A 14,675-nucleotide genomic window follows, 5' to 3' on the forward strand; every position below is an offset into this window, starting at 1 on the left:
GCTCGGTGCCCTCCCGCGTCCCCGGGTCGTGGGAGAGCAGGGCGCGCAGCCGGAGGTCCAGCGCGGCGCGGACGTGGTGGACGGGGGAGTCCTGTGGCGCGGCGGTCACCGGCGCGGGCAGGTCGGTCTCGGTGATCAAGGTGGGGCCGTTCGACGGGAGAGCTGGGGCGGACACGGGCCGCGACGGTACTTCACCGAGATGAACGCGTTCGTCCCCAGTGGCCTCACCGGGCGCGCGCGGCCGCTCAGTTGGCGTGGAGCATCTCGTTGAGCGCGATGCCGTCTCCGGTACGGGGCAGCGCCTCGACCGCGCCGGAGACGCTGTTGCGGCGCAGCAACAGGCCGCTCTGACCGGAGAGGGTCCGCGCCGAGGTGGTGCTCCCGTCCGGCAGGGTGACCTTGGTGCCCGCGGTGACGTAGAGGCCCGCCTCGACCACGCAGTCGTCGCCCAGCGAGATGCCGATGCCCGCGTTCGCGCCGAGGAGGCAACGCTCGCCGATCGCGATCACCGCGGTGCCGCCGCCGGACAGGGTGCCCATGATCGAGGCGCCGCCGCCGACGTCCGACCCGTTCCCGACCACGACGCCCGCCGAGATCCGCCCCTCGACCATCGACGACCCGAGGGTCCCTGCGTTGAAGTTCACGAAGCCCTCGTGCATCACGGTGGTGCCCTCGGCGAGGTGCGCGCCCAGCCGCACGCGGTCGGCGTCGGCGATCCGGACGCCGGAGGGGACCACGTAGTCGACCATCCGCGGGAACTTGTCCACGCCGTAGACCGTGACCGCGCCGCGGGTGCGGAGCTTGGCCCGGACCAGCTCGAAGCCGGGGACCGCGCACGGCCCGAAGTTCGTCCAGGCGACGTTCGCGAGCAGCCCGAACTGCCCCTCCAGGCTCACCTCGTGCGGCGCGACGTGCCGCCCGGACAGCAGGTGCAGCCGCAGGTAGACGTCCGCGGCGTCGACCGGCTTGTCCGCGAGCGAGCCGATCTCGGTGCGGACGACCCGCAGCTCGACACCGCGGTCGGTGTCGGAGCCCGCCAGTGGCTCGAGGTCGGCGGCGGTGTCCGGCGCGTCGGTGCCCAGCGCGGGGGCGGGGTACCAGACGTCGAGGACGGTGCCGTCGGCCGTGACGGTGGCCAGGCCGGTGCCGGAGGCGGGATCGGTGCGGAACTCGGTGCTCACGGGCGTCGAATGTAATCGGCGGGCGCGGCTCACTGGTCCTCCGGGTAGCGGCGCAGCCACTGCTCGGGCGTCAGCGGCGGCCTCGTGCCCCGGTGTCGGGGGCGCCCCACGTCCCACTGCGAGTACTTCCGCATGGCCTCGCGGTACCCGCGGCTGCGGTGGTAGGTCTCGGGCGGGCGCGCGAGCCCGTACTTGCCGCCCCACCAGCTCCGGCGGCCGCCGTCGGCGAGCAGCACGACGTCGGAATGGGCCGGGTAGCGGCGCCCGGCCCCGTCGAGCAGGCCCCCGCCGGGGACGTCGAGCATCGGCTGGACCAGCCGGTACTGCTGGTCGGTGGCGACCAGCGCCAGGTCGGCGACGCTCAGGAGCTTCTCGAGACCGCGGAGCGTCGGCACGACTCGCTGCGCCTCGATGCGCTCGACCGTCGTCTTCGCGACCCCGGCGCGGTCCGCGAGCTCGCGCTGGCTCAGGTCGGCGCGTCGCCGCACGGCGCGGACGAGTCCGGAGACGTTCAATGGGCCGGGTGGGTCGGTGATGGTGTCGGTGTCGGTCATGGCTCCAGCATCAGCCCGCGAGGCGGGAGTGCGGCCGATTCCGGCTCGTCCTGTGGACAACTGGGAAGACCTGTGGACAACTGTCGTGCCGTGGCCGCAGCCGGGGGTTCGGGGGTGGCTTGCTGGACACCTTTGCCCTGCCCGCTTCGCTGCGGGTGGGTGCGGGGGGTGAGTTCGTGGGCCTTTGCTCTGCCCGCGTGGGTGCGGGTCTGGGTGGGTGGGTGGGTGGCGGGCCGGCTCGGTGGGGCTTTGCTCTGCCCGCTTCGCTGCGGGTGGGTACGGGGGGTGAGTTCGTGGGCCTTTGCTCTGCCCGCGCGGGTGCGGGTCTGGGTGGATCCGGGGCCGCCCGCACGGGAGCGGGCAGTGCAAAGGTGCTCAGAGAGGGAGGGTGCCGGCGGGAGGGCCTGGGCAGCAGGCGGTGGCCGCTGGTCGGCGGGCCGGTCGCTGCGGTGCGTCGACCAGCCAAGGGCTCGGCGGGAGGGGGCGCCACCGACGGCGGTCGACCTCAGGTCGGCACGTCCGGCCGTGGCGGCGCGGGGACCACGACGGGCGCCATCGCGTCGGATATTCTTGACATGTCGGGGATCTCCGACGCATCATCGACCCCGTGCCCGACGACGTCTTCCTCGCTCTCGCGAACCCGGTGCGGCGGCAGTTGCTGCAGCTGCTCGCGGTGGGGCCGCGGACGGCGGGGGAGCTCGCGGGTGAGTTCACGGCGGGGGAGCGGGCGTTGAGCAGGCCCGCGGTCGCCGAGCACCTCGCCGTGCTGCGGAGGAGCGGGCTGGTCGCGGACGAGGCCCGGGGGCGGCAGCGGGTCTATCGGCTCACCCCCGAGCCGCTCGAGGAGATCGGCGAGTGGTTGGCGCCGTTCGAGCGGTACTGGCGCCGCACCCTGCGTGACCTGGCCCTCTTCGTCGAGGGCGAGACCGACGACGAGGAGGACCTGTGAAGGGCGATCTGACCGCTGCGGTGACGGTGGACCAGTTCGTGGCCGCGCCGCCCGCGACGGTGTGGCGGGCGCTCACCGACCCGGAGCAGATCGGGCGGTGGTGGGCCTCGGGGGATGTGAAGGCCGAGGTCGGGCACGAGTTCACCCTCGCCATGCCCGGTTTCGGCGACGTCTCGTGCGTGGTGACCGAGGTCGTGTCGCAGGAACGGTTCGTCTACACCTTCAACGGCGACTGGACGCTGGCACCGGAGGGCCGCGGCACCCGGCTGATCCTCGAGCACAGCGGCTTCGACCTCGACGACACGCGGGGGCGCGGCGCGTTCGACCGGATGGGCCCCGGCTGGCGGGACGAGGTGCTGCCGCGCCTCGCGGCCCTCGCCGAGGAGATGGACCGAGGAGATGGAACAGTGACCCCGTGGACCTGACCGCGGACCCGATCGACCTCACCGCCGCGCTGGTGGACGTACCGAGCGTGTCCGGCGACGAGGAGAAGCTGGCCGACGCCGTCGAGGCGGGCCTGCGCGTCCACTCCCACCTCGAGGTGCAGCGGGACGGGCACGCGGTGCTGGCCCGCACGGACCTCGGGCGGCCGAGCAGGGTGCTGCTGGCCGGCCACCTGGACACCGTCCCGATCGCCGACAACCTGCCGAGCAGGCGCGAGGGCGACCTGCTCTACGGCTGCGGCACCAGCGACATGAAGGCGGGCGACGCCGTCTTCCTCCACCTCGCCGCCACCCTCGCCGAGCCCCGCCACGACCTCACCCTCGTGTTCTACGACTGCGAGGAGATCGAGGCGACCCGTAACGGGCTGGGCCGGATCGAGCGGAACCACCGCGACTGGCTCGACGCCGACCTCGCGATCCTGGGTGAGCCCACGGACGGCGAGGTCGAGGCGGGCTGCCAGGGCACGCTGCGCGTCGAGGTCCGGACCTCCGGCAGGAGGGCTCACTCCGCCCGATCCTGGTTGGGGGACAACGCGATCCACCACGCGGGGGAGATCCTCCGTCGCCTGGAGCAGTACGAGCCCCGGCGCGTCGACATCGACGGCTGCGAGTACCGCGAGGGCCTGCAGGCGGTCCGGATCGCCGGTGGCGTCGCCGGGAACGTGGTGCCGGACGAGGCCGTCGTCACGATCAACTTCCGGTTCGCCCCCGACCGCTCCGCGGGGCAGGCCGAGCAGCACGTCCGCGAGGTCCTCGACGGGTTCGACGTGACCCTCACCGACTCGAGCCCGGGTGCCCTGCCGGGGCTGAACAAGCCTGCGGCGCAGCAGTTCCTGGCCGCCACCGGGGCGACCGCGCGGGCCAAGTTCGGCTGGACGGACGTCTCGCGCTTCGCCGCGCTCGGCATCCCCGCGCTCAACTACGGCCCCGGCGACCCGAACCTCGCGCACACCCGCGACGAGCACGTCGACACCACGGCCATCACCCGTTGCACAGAGGTTCTCACCACGTTCCTGGCGTGACATCCGGCGTCCGTACGCTGACTCCATGAGTGTCAACGGGGGCCGCCCGGACGAGAAGCTCCGCGGTCCGGTCGTGCTGCGACGCGACCAGCGCCAGGAGCCGACCACGACCGACCAGCGGCTGCTGGACTCACGGGGGCCGAGCGACTGGGTGCACACGGACCCGTGGCGCGTGATGCGGATCCAGGCCGAGTTCGTCGAGGGCTTCGGCATGCTGGCCGGGCTGCCGCGCGCCGTCACCGTCTTCGGGTCCGCACGGACACCACGCGACCACCGCGAGTACGCGCTCGGCCGCGCCCTCGGCACGGCGCTGGCCGAGTCCGGCTACGCCGTGATCACCGGCGGTGGCCCGGGTGCGATGGAGGCGGTCAACAAGGGGGCGCAGGAGGCGGGCGGGCTGTCCGTCGGGCTCGGCATCGAACTGCCCTTCGAGCAGGGGCTCAACGACTGGGTCGACCTCGGCATCAACTTCCGCTACTTCTTCGTGCGCAAGACGATGTTCGTCAAGTACTCGCAGGCCTTCGTCTGCCTGCCGGGCGGCTTCGGCACGTTCGACGAGCTGTTCGAGGCCCTGTGTCTCGTCCAGACCAAGAAGGTCACCAAGTTCCCCGTGGTGCTGCTCGGCACCGAGTACTGGAAGGGGCTCTACGACTGGATCGCAGGCCCGGTGCTCGAGAGCGGCAAGATCAGCGAGAAGGACCTGGACCTGCTGCACCTGACCGACGACGTCGACGACGCCGTCGCCGTCGTGCACGCGGCCTACCGGGCGTGGGAGGAGGCACATTGAGCGCGGTCTGTGTGTACTGCGGGTCGTCGGACGGCGTGCCGCAGCGCTATCTGGACCTCGCCGCCGAGGTGGGCCTGGCGATCGCGGCCCGCGGCTGGAGCCTCGTCTCGGGCGGCGGCCGCAAGTCGATGATGGGTGCCGTGGCGCTCGCCGCGCGGCGCGGCGGGGCGCGCACCGTGGGTGTCATCCCGCGGTCGATGGTCGAGCGTGAGTGGGCGGACCACGACTCGGACGAGCTGCTGGTCACCGAGACCATGCGGGAGCGCAAGGCGCTCATGGAGGCCCACGCCGACGCGTTCCTCGCGCTGCCCGGCGGCATCGGGACCTGCGAGGAGCTGTTCGAGGTCTGGACCTCGGGCTCGCTGGGCCTGCACGACAAGCCGGTCGTGGTCCTCGATCCCGACGGGCACTACACCGGCCTGCTGGACTGGGTCGGCGGACTCGTCGAGGGCGGCTTCGCGAGCCAGCACTCCCCGCTGACCCGGCTCGTGGTCGCCACGACGGTCGACCAGGCGCTCGCGGCCTGCGACGTGTCACGATCGGTGGTGTGAGACTCCGCTTCGGTACCCGGGAACCCGCGCAGGACCGGGCCCTGGTGATGGCGATCGTCAACCGCACCCCGGACTCCTTCTACGACCGGGGCGCCACGTTCAGCGACGCCGCCGCCCTGGCCCGGGTGGACGTCGCCGTGGCCGAGGGCGCGGACATCGTCGACATCGGCGGGGTCAAGGCGGGCCCGGGCGCCGAGGTCGACGCCGCGGAGGAGACCCGCCGGGTCGTGCCCTTCGTGGCGGCGGTGCGCGAACGGCACCCGGCCGTCGTGATCAGTGTGGACACCTGGCGCGGCGACGTCGGTCGGGCGGCGGTCGCGGAGGGCGCCGACCTGCTCAACGACACCTGGCAGGGCGCCGATCCCACGCTCGCCGAGGTCGCCGCCGAGACCGGGGTCGGGATCGTCTGCTCGCACACCGGCGGGGCCGTGCCGCGGCGGCGTCCGCACCGCGTCCGGTACGCCGACGTCGTGGCGGACGTGATCGCCGAGACGACCACGCAGGCCGAACGGCTCCTGGCGCTGGGCGTGCCCCGCGCGGGCATCCTGATCGACCCCACCCACGACTTCGGCAAGAACACCTGGCACGGACTCGAGCTGCTCCGCCGGTGCGACGAGCTGGTGGCCACCGGATGGCCGGTGCTCATGGCCCTGTCGAACAAGGACTTCGTGGGCGAGACCCTCGACGCGGCCGTGGGGGAACGCCTGGAGGGGACCCTCGCCGCGACCGCGCTGGCGGCCGCCGCGGGCGCCCGGGTGTTCCGCGTGCACGAGGTGGCGCAGACCCGGCGGGTCCTCGACATGGTGGCGGCTATCACAGGGACGAGCGTCCCCGCCCGGACCGTGCGAGCGTTGGCCTGAATCACCCGGAAGAATGGTTTAAGAGTCCACTTTACGCTCGCCGAGCAACGAATACGAGGCTCTTAACGGCCCCGTAACCGACAGATACCTCCACAGTAATCGGAGCCAGAACTAATCGGGTACACCGCTCCATCGAGTTGACCTGAGATGTCCACGCGTCGACCACGCCCGAGACCGACCCGAGGAGAGCCATGAAGCCCATCACCGAGGACTGGTTCGCCCGTCGTACCTGGCAGACCCCGGACTGGACCGTCGAGGACCTCGTGGCCGCCAAGCGCGGCCGCAAGGTCTCGGTCGTGCTCCCGGCGTTGAACGAGGAGGCGACGATCGGCGCGATCGTCGCCGGCATCAAGCCTTTCACCGAGGGCGACCGCCCCCTGGTGGACGACCTGTTGGTCATGGACTCCGGGTCCACCGACGACACCATTGCCATCGCGCGGGCGAACGGGGCGCGGGTCGCCCTGCGGACCGACGTCGTGACCCACCTGGAACCCGTTCCGGGCAAGGGCGAGGTGCTGTGGCGGTCCCTCGCCGCCACGGACGGCGACGTCGTCTGCTTCATCGACTCCGACCTCGTCGACTTCGACCCGGCCTTCGTGCCCTCGCTGCTCGGCCCGCTGCTGCTGGCCGACGGCGTGCACCTGGTGAAGGGCTTCTACCGGCGCCCGCTGCGGCTGGAGGTGAGCGAGGCGGAGTCCCTGGAACACGGCGGCGGCAGGGTCACCGAGCTCGTCGCGCGTCCGCTGCTGTCCGCGCTGCGCCCGGAGCTCGCCGGCATCGTGCAGCCGCTCGGCGGTGAGTACGCGGGCACCCGCGAGCTGCTGGAGTCCGTGCCGTTCGCGACCAGCTACGGCGTGGAGATCGGGCTGCTGCTCGACACCGTGCAGTCCTTCGGCCTCGACGCGATCGCCCAGGTGAACCTCGGCGTGCGCAAGCACCGCAACCGCAACCTGATGGACCTGGGCGTGATGTCGCGGCAGATCACCGCGACCGCGCTGCGCCGCTCCGGGCTCCCGGACACCGGCGCCGCGCTCACCCAGTTCGTGCAGGTCGGCGGCGAGTGGGTGCCCAACTCGCGCGAGCTGGACCCCACCGAGCGCCCGCCCATGCGGGAGATGCTGCCCGCCCGGGACCAGGTGGCCTGACGCGCGTCGCTCGCGCGGTCCCCACGCCCGTGATCTGATGCGACGGTGGGGACCGCGCTGATCTACCTGCTCGTCGTCGCGGTCGTGGCGGCGGTGGTGTTCGTGCTCGCGAGCCTGGTCTTCGGCCGGGGCGAGGAGCTGGCACCGCTCGCCCCCGACGCCACGCCGACCCGGCTGCCCGCGGACGAGGTCCTGGGCGACGACGTCCGGGGCCTGCGGTTCCGCCAGGTCCTGCGCGGGTATCGGATGGGTGAGGTGGACTGGGTCCTCGACCGGCTGGCCGAGGAGCTGGACCGCGTCGCCGCCGAGCGGGACGTCCTGGCCTCGAGGGTCCGCGAGCTCGAACGGGCGCGCGGCAGCCGGGAGGGGGACGCATGAGGGCCCGTCGCGACCTGGTCCTGTCCGTGGACGTCGGCGCGCCCGCCCACGTCGTGTGGGACATCGTCACCGACTGGGAACGGCAGCGCGAGTGGATCCTCGCCACCCGGGTGCGGGTGGTGTCGGGTGACGGCCGCACGCCCGGGTCCGTCGTCGTGGCGGTGACGGGGATCGGGGACGTCGGCGTCGTCGACACCATGACCATCACCGCCTTCGAGCCAGCGCCGGAGGGCGGCGGCCGGGTCGACGTCCGGCACACCGGGCTCGTCGTGACCGGCGACAGCTCGTTCGTGGTCGCCGCGCACGGCGAGGACCGCTGCCGGTTCACCTGGACCGAAGGCCTGGAGCTGCCGTTCGGCAGGCTCGGCGCGCTCGCGTGGCCGCTGGTCAAGCCGGTCGCGGCCGCGGGGTTCCAGATGTCGCTGCGCAGGCTCGCCCGGTTGGCCGAGAGTGTCGGGGCCGGCGCGTAGCCTCCCGGCCGTGACCGCGCCCGACGTCCACTCCGACGTCCTGCCCCGCTGCGGGTGGGCCACCTCCGCGCCGGACTACGTCGTCTACCACGACGAGGAGTGGGGCCGCCCGCTGCGCGGGGAGCGGAACCTGTTCGAGCGGATGTCCCTCGAGGCCTTCCAGTCCGGGCTGTCCTGGCTGGTCATCCTGCGCAAGCGGACGAACTTCCGGGCCGCGTTCGCGGACTTCGAGCCCGCCACCGTCGCGGCGTTCGGCGAGGTCGACCGGGAGCGGCTGCTGGCCGACGCGGGGATCGTCCGCAACCGCGCGAAGATCGACGCCACGATCGCCAACGCCCGGGCGGTGCTGGAGCTGGACCGCCCGCTGGACGAGCTGCTGTGGTCCTTCGCGCCCGAACGGCACGTCCGCCCCGCGACGCTCGCCGACGTGCCGGCCACCTCGCCGGAGTCCACGGCGATGGCCAAGGAGCTCAAGCGACGCGGCTTCCGGTTCGTCGGACCCACCACGGCCTACGCGTTGATGCAGGCGACCGGGTTGGTCGACGACCACGTCGCCACGTGCTTCCGGTCCATGCCGGACTGATGTGATCCCTCGGTTGCGCTGCGTGAACGCCACCCGATTGATCGCTCCGGTTTCGTGTCGAGATCGGCGATGGGGAAGAATGGGTCCACCATCCCGCCTGTGCGCGCTCCCCAGCGCATCGGCGCCCTGCACGACAAGACAGACGGAGGGAGCAGGACATGGCGGCGATGAAGCCCCGGACCGGCGACGGACCCCTGGAAGTGACCAAGGAGGGCCGGGGCATCGTGATGCGGGTCCCGCTCGAGGGCGGCGGCAGGCTCGTCGTCGAGATGACCCCCGAAGAGGCGGAGAACCTCGGCGAGGCGCTCAAGGTCGCCACGGGCTGACCGCCCGCGCCACCGACCGCCGGTCCCGCCGCGGGCGCACGGACGCGCCCGCGGTCACCGGGAACCGATCGAGACCGCTCCGACGGCTCAGGCCCAGGCGGGATGCAGGTCCTGCGTCCGGAGCGGCTCCTGCGCGGGCGCCGCGTCGAGCGTGACCAGCTCGATGGACACGCCTCCGCACGCGCATCGCCGGTAGCGCACCCACCCCTCGGACGTGTGGTGTGTCGAGATCGTCCGCGCCTCCGCGGACGGACTGCCGCACTGTGTGCAGCGCATCGCTCCCCCTCGTTCGGTAATATGTGTTCGTCGTTGACGGCTTACTCTTCGAGGGTAGCAGGTGTAATAGGCCAGTGGACTTCATCGGTTACCGAAGTGACGCACTCGGCGCTGCCGTCGCGCTCGTGAACACCGTGACCGCGCCCGCCCGCGGAGACGGCGAGGTCGCGCCGGACGAGCTGCGTCGCGTCCTCGTGGAGCACGGGTACCTCGCCGGGCGCGCGCCCGCGTCGGTCGAGCCCGCGCTGCGGGGCTGGGCGGGCAGGCTGCGCACCGTGTTCGACGCCGTCGACCTCGACACCGCAGCGGCGGCGGTGAACGCGCTGCTCACGGACGTCGAGATAGGACCGCACCTGACCCGCCACGACGGCGAGGGCTGGCACCTGCACTACTCCCCGCCCGCGGCCACGGTGCTGGACCGGGTGCGGTCCACCACGGCCTTCGCGCTGGCCATGCTGGTCTCCGAGTACGGGATGGACCGGCACGGCCGCTGCGCCGCGGAGGGCTGCGACAAGGTGTTCGCCGACACCTCCCGCAACGCCGCCCGCCGCTACTGCTCCCCGTCCTGCGCCAACCGCTCGGCCGTCGCCGCCCACCGCGCCCGCCAGCGCGCCACGAAGTGACTCGCGGGCCGGGGCCTCAGAGGCTCCGGTAGATCTCCACGGTCCGCTCCGCCGCCGTGGACCAGGCGAACTCCCGCACCGCCCGCTCCCGACCCGCCGCACCCATCGCCTCGGCCCGCGCCGGGTCCGCCAGGACGGCGTTCACCGCCGCCGCCAGGCCCTGCTGGAAGGCCGCGGTGTCGTGCTCGTCGTAGTGCACCAGCGTCCCGGTCACGCCGTCCTCGACGACCTCGGGGATCCCGCCCACGTCCGAGGCCACGACCGCGGTCCCGCACGCCATGGCCTCGAGGTTCACGATCCCCAGCGGCTCGTACACCGAGGGGCAGACGAACACGCTCGCGGCCGACAACAGCTGCCGGATCTCCGCCGTCCCCAGCATCCGGCGGACCCAGATCACCCCGGGCCGCGCGGCGGCGAGCTCGCCGACCGCCTTCTCGGTCTCCTCCGCGATCTCCGGGGTGTCCGGGGCCCCGGCGCAGAGCACGACCTGGGCCTCCGGCGAGATCTGGTGGGCGGCCGCGACGAGGTGCCCGACCCCCTTCTGCCGCGTGATCCGCCCGACGAACACCACGCTCGGCCGGTCGGGGTCGATCCCGTTGGCCGCCAACGCCTCCCGGCCGGGGTCCGGCCGGTAGAAGTCGGTGTCGATCCCGTTGTGCACCACGTGGACCCGGGTCGGGTCGAGGGCGGGGTAGCAGTCGAGGACGTCCGTGCGCATGCCCTCGCTGACCGCGATCACGGCGTCGGCGCTCTCGTAGGCGGTCCGCTCCACCCACGAGGAGAGCCGGTAGCCACCGCCGAGCTGCTCGGCCTTCCACGGCCGCCGCGGCTCCAGCGAGTGGGCGGTGACGACGTGCGGGATGCCGTAGAGCGTCTTCGCCAGGTGGCCCGCCATGTTGGCGTACCAGGTGTGGGAGTGCGCGATGTCCGCCTCGCCGAGCCCGGCGACCATGGTCAGGTCGGTGCCCAACGTCTGCAGCGCAGGGTTCGCGGCGGCCAGGCCACCCGGCGTCGGGTAGGCGTTCACCCCCTCGCGCGGGGCGCCGAAGCAGTGCACGTCCACCTCCACGAGCGCCCGCAGGGCGGGCACCAGATGGGCGACGTGCACCCCGGCGCCGCCGTAGACGTCCGGGGGGTACTCCCGAGTCAGCAGACCGATTCGCACGCGGGCACACGCTATCGGGGAAAGCCCCGCTCCACACCCCGCCTTCATATGGCCGGGACCACCCGCGGACCACTAGGGTTCCCGGTGTGACCTCCTCGCGGATGCTGGCCCCGGGCGGCATGCCCGCCAACGTCCTCGGCATCGTCCTCGCCGGGGGCGAGGGCAAGCGCCTGTGGCCCCTCACCGCCGACCGCGCGAAGCCCGCGGTCCCCTTCGGCGGCAACTACCGGCTCGTCGACTTCGTGCTGTCCAACCTGGTCAACGCCGGGGTCCACCAGATCTGCGTGTTGACCCAGTACAAGTCCCACAGCCTCGACCGGCACATCTCGACCACGTGGCGGCTGTCGAGTGTGCTGGGGCAGTACATCACCACCGTGCCCGCCCAGCAGCGGCTCGGCCGCCGCTGGTACACCGGCAGCGCCGACGCGATCTTCCAGAGCCTCAACCTCGTCTACGACGAGAAGCCGGACTACATCGCGGTCTTCGGCGCCGACCACGTGTACCGGATGGACCCGAGCCAGATGATCGCCCAGCACATCGCGACGGGGGCGGGCGTCACGGTCGCGGGCATCCGGGTGCCGCGGATGGAGGCCAAGGCCTTCGGCTGCATCGACTCGGACGCCGACGGCAAGATCGTCGGCTTCCTGGAGAAGCCGAGCGACCCGCCGCACGTGCCGGACGACCCCGAGGTCACCTTCGCCTCGATGGGCAACTACGTCTTCACCACCGACGCGCTGATCGACTCCCTGCGCGCCGACGCGGAGGACGGCGACTCGGACCACGACATGGGCGGCGACATCATCCCGCGCATGGTCAAGGACGGGGACGCGCACGTCTACGACTTCGCCGACAACGTCGTGCCCGGGGCCACGGACCGGGACTCCGGCTACTGGCGAGACGTCGGGACCATCGACGCGTACTACGACTCGCACACCGACCTGGTGAGCATCCACCCGATCTTCAACCTCTACAACATGCGCTGGCCCATCCGCACGGCCACGCCGCCGCTGCCGCCCGCCAAGTTCGTCGACGGCGGCATCGCGCAGGACTCCATCGTCGGCGCGGGCACGATCATCTCCGGCGCGATCGTGCGCCGGTCCACGATCAGCCCCGGTGTCACGGTGCAGAACGGCGCGGAGGTGTCGGACTCGGTCGTGCTGCCGGGCGCCCGGATCGGCCGGGGCGCGGTGGTGCGCCGGGCGATCCTGGACAAGAACGTCGTGGTGCCCGACGGCGCGTTGATCGGCGTGGACCTCGCGCTCGACCGAGCGCGCTACACGGTCAGCCCGGGCGGCGTCGTGGTGTTGGGCAAGGGCGTCACCGCGCTCTAGTCGCGAGCAGGGTCCCGTCCTGCAGGACGGTGGAGACCCACTGCTCGTCGTCCTGCTCGATCGCGCCGCCCGCCAGCGCGACCACGCCGCCGGGGCGCAGCAGCCGGACCGCCTCGGCGAGGTAGTCCTCGTCCGCCGCGTGGGCCACGACCAGGTCGTACCCGCCGTCGGTCAACCGCGGCAGCACCTCGGGGGCCACCCCGTTGATCAAGCGCACCCGGCCGGGGGAGTACCCGGCCGCGAGGAAGGTGCGCCGGGCCGCCCGCTGCAGCTCGGGATCGACGTCGATCGTCGTGAGCGTGCCGTCGGGCGCCATACCGCGCAGGAGGGCGAGCCCGGTCTCCCCGGAACCGGTGCCGATCTCCACGACGGCGCGGGCGCGGGTCGTCGCGGCGAGGAACGCGAGCAGCATGGCTGCAGAACTTACTGGTCGTCGACCTTCACAGGTTCTTCTCAGACGACTATCACGCTCCTGTCACGGGAGTCCGGCACCGTATGAGGCGTGGGACCGGGGTCGTCGGTTCCGCGCCGGGCCGGGAACCGTCCCCGCCGGCCCGACGTTGACACGGAGGGCACGACCCGCCGCAGGAGGTGCGCTCCCCCATGACCGACCGACCGGCCACCGTGGGTTTCGACGACGCGGGCTCGCGTGCGTCGGTGCCCGGCGAGGGGTCCGACTGGACGCCTCCGAGCTGGGACGAGGTCGTCCGGGAGCACGCGGACCGGGTCTACCGACTCGCCTACCGGCTCACGGGCAACCCACACGACGCCGAGGACCTGACCCAGGAGACGTTCATCCGGGTCTTCCGGTCCCTCGCCAACTACCGCCCCGGCACGTTCGAGGGCTGGCTCCACCGCATCACCACGAACCTGTTCCTCGACATGGTCCGCCGCCGCGCCCGGCTGCGCATGGAGGGCCTGCCCGAGGACACCGACCGGCTCCCCGGCGGCGGCCCCGAGCCGGAGGACGTGTTCTCCGCCACACACCTGGACCCCACGCTGCAGGCGGCGCTCGACGAGCTGGCCCCGGAGTTCCGGGCCGCGGTCGTGCTGTGCGATGTCGAGGGACTCTCGTACGAGGAGATCGGCGCCACCCTCGGGGTGAAGCTGGGTACGGTGAGGAGCAGGATCCACCGGGGCCGCGCGGCGCTGCGTCAGGCGATCGAGCGACAGCGCGCCCTGGAGGGTGACTCGAGCACGGTGAGGGAGGTAGCGGTGGCATGACCGACGCACTCGGTCGTTCTCGGAGGTTCGGACGGGACTGGGGCATCGACCATCTGTCGCTGGACGCGGTGGTGGCCTTCGTCGACAACGAGCTCTCCGCCGCGGCCCACGACCGCGCCACCCGCCACGTCGCCGGCTGCGGGGAGTGCGCCGCCGAGGTCGTCGCCCAGGGGCAGGTCCGCTCCGCGCTGCGGGCGGCCGACGAGCCGCAGGCGCCCTCCTCACTGCTCTCGAGGCTCGGTTCGATCCCGCGGGACACCGACCTCCCCGGCATGCCGCACGGCCTGGCCATGTCGCCCGAGGGTGAGCTGGTCCACGTGCTCCGGCCCGAGCGGATGCCCGACGCCGCCGCGGTCCAGTCCACCCGGTACGTCACCCCGGCGGGTCTCGGCTCGCCGGTCCCCCACCAGGGGCGCAGGCGGATGCGTGTGAGCGCCACCGCGGTGTCCGGGCTCGCACTGGGCGCGATCGCCTTCGTCGCCCTGCCCTCCGCCACCTCCAGCGCACCCCCGACCCAGCAGGACCGCGGCGTGCTCGGCGGTTCCGTGCTCGGCACCCCGGGAGCGGGCAGCGCCCGGCTCGACACCGGGCCCACCGTGCAGCCCGCGGCCGTCCGCAACCCGACCACGCCCACGTCCCTGCCCACGTCCCTGCCGACGTCCTCGCCCACGCGGACGCCCGAGACGGGCCGGTAGCCACACAGACTTCACCGCTCGTCCGGCAGGGTGGGACCGTGAGCGACGAGCAGGATCCCGCCGGACGGGAGGACCCGCCCCGGCTGCAGCCGCGCGGCGTGGACCGGCCCCC

19 protein-coding genes are annotated in these 14,675 nt (G+C 72.8%); 15 read left to right on the plus strand and 4 right to left on the minus strand.

The features are described from left to right. Positions 1 to 245 precede the first annotated feature (245 nt). Positions 246 to 1,181 (minus strand): 2,3,4,5-tetrahydropyridine-2,6-dicarboxylate N-succinyltransferase, encoded by a 936-nt coding sequence (dapD, locus tag H5J29_RS05175; protein ID WP_181779754.1) that lies wholly within the window; start codon positions 1,179 to 1,181, stop codon positions 246 to 248. 29 nt (positions 1,182 to 1,210) lie between these two features. Beyond that, a complete protein-coding gene (locus H5J29_RS05180; protein WP_181779755.1) occupies positions 1,211 to 1,735 on the minus strand; it encodes a helix-turn-helix domain-containing protein in 525 nt (174 codons plus the stop codon). Positions 1,736 to 2,342: 607 nt separating this feature from the next. On the opposite strand from H5J29_RS05180, the gene H5J29_RS05185 reads away from it, so the two are divergent. The 12 genes from H5J29_RS05185 (at position 2,343) to H5J29_RS36120 (ending at position 10,148) form a co-directional block, all read left to right on the plus strand. Beyond that, positions 2,343 to 2,684, plus strand: a complete 342-nt coding sequence (locus tag H5J29_RS05185; RefSeq protein ID WP_181779756.1) for an ArsR/SmtB family transcription factor — start codon at positions 2,343 to 2,345, stop codon at positions 2,682 to 2,684. After that, a complete protein-coding gene (locus H5J29_RS05190) occupies positions 2,681 to 3,109 on the plus strand; it encodes an SRPBCC family protein (protein WP_181779757.1) in 429 nt (142 codons plus the stop codon). Before H5J29_RS05185 ends, H5J29_RS05190 begins: the two co-directional genes overlap by 4 nt. After that, positions 3,100 to 4,149 (plus strand): succinyl-diaminopimelate desuccinylase, encoded by a 1,050-nt coding sequence (gene dapE / locus H5J29_RS05195; RefSeq protein ID WP_181779758.1) that lies wholly within the window; start codon positions 3,100 to 3,102, stop codon positions 4,147 to 4,149. Before H5J29_RS05190 ends, dapE begins: the two co-directional genes overlap by 10 nt. A 25-nt stretch (positions 4,150 to 4,174) precedes the next feature. Further along, a complete protein-coding gene (locus tag H5J29_RS05200) occupies positions 4,175 to 4,936 on the plus strand; it encodes an LOG family protein (protein ID WP_181779759.1) in 762 nt (253 codons plus the stop codon). Next, entirely contained in the window at positions 4,933 to 5,487 is a 555-nt protein-coding gene (locus tag H5J29_RS05205) for an LOG family protein (protein ID WP_220187008.1), read from the plus strand. Before H5J29_RS05200 ends, H5J29_RS05205 begins: the two co-directional genes overlap by 4 nt. A 47-nt stretch (positions 5,488 to 5,534) precedes the next feature. Beyond that, entirely contained in the window at positions 5,535 to 6,347 is an 813-nt protein-coding gene (folP, locus tag H5J29_RS05210; RefSeq protein ID WP_181779770.1) for a dihydropteroate synthase, read from the plus strand. A 191-nt stretch (positions 6,348 to 6,538) separates the two neighbouring features. After that, positions 6,539 to 7,492 (plus strand): glucosyl-3-phosphoglycerate synthase, encoded by a 954-nt coding sequence (locus H5J29_RS05215; protein WP_181779761.1) that lies wholly within the window; start codon positions 6,539 to 6,541, stop codon positions 7,490 to 7,492. A gap of 45 nt (positions 7,493 to 7,537) precedes the next feature. Then, the gene (locus H5J29_RS05220) at positions 7,538 to 7,870 is read left to right on the plus strand and encodes a DivIVA domain-containing protein (protein ID WP_181779762.1); all 333 of its coding nucleotides are present in this window, start codon (positions 7,538 to 7,540) and stop codon (positions 7,868 to 7,870) included. Further along, the gene (locus H5J29_RS05225; protein WP_181779763.1) at positions 7,867 to 8,340 is read left to right on the plus strand and encodes an SRPBCC family protein; all 474 of its coding nucleotides are present in this window, start codon (positions 7,867 to 7,869) and stop codon (positions 8,338 to 8,340) included. Before H5J29_RS05220 ends, H5J29_RS05225 begins: the two co-directional genes overlap by 4 nt. A 10-nt stretch (positions 8,341 to 8,350) precedes the next feature. After that, the gene (locus H5J29_RS05230; RefSeq protein WP_312858069.1) at positions 8,351 to 8,923 is read left to right on the plus strand and encodes a DNA-3-methyladenine glycosylase I; all 573 of its coding nucleotides are present in this window, start codon (positions 8,351 to 8,353) and stop codon (positions 8,921 to 8,923) included. A gap of 158 nt (positions 8,924 to 9,081) precedes the next feature. Beyond that, positions 9,082 to 9,249: a DUF3117 domain-containing protein gene (locus H5J29_RS05235; RefSeq protein ID WP_181779764.1), complete on the plus strand. Its 168-nt coding sequence runs from the start codon at positions 9,082 to 9,084 to the stop codon at positions 9,247 to 9,249. 350 nt (positions 9,250 to 9,599) lie between these two features. Beyond that, positions 9,600 to 10,148, plus strand: coding sequence for a CGNR zinc finger domain-containing protein (locus H5J29_RS36120; RefSeq protein ID WP_220187009.1), 549 nt, complete (start codon positions 9,600 to 9,602; stop codon positions 10,146 to 10,148). Positions 10,149 to 10,164: 16 nt separating this feature from the next. Here H5J29_RS36120 and glgA read toward each other — a convergent pair whose 3' ends face one another. Beyond that, positions 10,165 to 11,313, minus strand: coding sequence for a glycogen synthase (gene glgA, locus H5J29_RS05245; protein WP_181779766.1), 1,149 nt, complete (start codon positions 11,311 to 11,313; stop codon positions 10,165 to 10,167). A 101-nt stretch (positions 11,314 to 11,414) separates the two neighbouring features. On the opposite strand from glgA, the gene glgC reads away from it, so the two are divergent. Beyond that, positions 11,415 to 12,644: a glucose-1-phosphate adenylyltransferase gene (gene glgC, locus H5J29_RS05250; protein ID WP_376768506.1), complete on the plus strand. Its 1,230-nt coding sequence runs from the start codon at positions 11,415 to 11,417 to the stop codon at positions 12,642 to 12,644. Here the strand turns inward: glgC and H5J29_RS05255 are convergent. Further along, a complete protein-coding gene (locus H5J29_RS05255) occupies positions 12,631 to 13,101 on the minus strand; it encodes an O-methyltransferase (protein WP_246393518.1) in 471 nt (156 codons plus the stop codon). The two genes, glgC and H5J29_RS05255, sit on opposite strands and share 14 nt — an antisense overlap. Positions 13,102 to 13,247: 146 nt before the next feature. Here H5J29_RS05255 and sigE point away from each other — a divergent pair, with 146 nt between their 5' ends. Continuing rightward, positions 13,248 to 13,868: an RNA polymerase sigma factor SigE gene (gene sigE, locus H5J29_RS05260; protein WP_181779768.1), complete on the plus strand. Its 621-nt coding sequence runs from the start codon at positions 13,248 to 13,250 to the stop codon at positions 13,866 to 13,868. Then, positions 13,865 to 14,563 carry an anti-sigma factor family protein gene (locus H5J29_RS05265; RefSeq protein ID WP_181779769.1) on the plus strand — a complete coding sequence of 233 codons (699 nt, stop codon included), beginning with the start codon at positions 13,865 to 13,867 and terminating at the stop codon, positions 14,561 to 14,563. Before sigE ends, H5J29_RS05265 begins: the two co-directional genes overlap by 4 nt. Positions 14,564 to 14,675 lie beyond the last annotated feature (112 nt).

This window comes from Pseudonocardia pini (assembly GCF_013870575.1).
GTDB classification, from domain to species: Bacteria; Actinomycetota; Actinomycetes; order Mycobacteriales; family Pseudonocardiaceae; genus Pseudonocardia; species Pseudonocardia pini.

Excerpts from the sequence above, each read along its gene's own strand:
- H5J29_RS05215 (WP_181779761.1), top strand. The coding sequence starts at position 6,539 with ATGAAGCCCATCACCGAGGACTGGTTCGCCCGTCGTACCTGGCAGACC.
- sigE (WP_181779768.1), top strand. The coding sequence starts at position 13,248 with ATGACCGACCGACCGGCCACCGTGGGTTTCGACGACGCGGGCTCGCGT.
- H5J29_RS05200 (WP_181779759.1), top strand. The coding sequence starts at position 4,175 with ATGAGTGTCAACGGGGGCCGCCCGGACGAGAAGCTCCGCGGTCCGGTC.
- H5J29_RS05235 (WP_181779764.1), top strand. The coding sequence starts at position 9,082 with ATGGCGGCGATGAAGCCCCGGACCGGCGACGGACCCCTGGAAGTGACC.
- H5J29_RS05265 (WP_181779769.1), top strand. The coding sequence starts at position 13,865 with ATGACCGACGCACTCGGTCGTTCTCGGAGGTTCGGACGGGACTGGGGC.
- H5J29_RS05225 (WP_181779763.1), top strand. The coding sequence starts at position 7,867 with ATGAGGGCCCGTCGCGACCTGGTCCTGTCCGTGGACGTCGGCGCGCCC.
- glgC (WP_376768506.1), top strand. The coding sequence starts at position 11,415 with ATGCTGGCCCCGGGCGGCATGCCCGCCAACGTCCTCGGCATCGTCCTC.
- folP (WP_181779770.1), top strand. The coding sequence starts at position 5,535 with ATGGCGATCGTCAACCGCACCCCGGACTCCTTCTACGACCGGGGCGCC.
- H5J29_RS05180 (WP_181779755.1), bottom strand. The coding sequence starts at position 1,735 with ATGACCGACACCGACACCATCACCGACCCACCCGGCCCATTGAACGTC.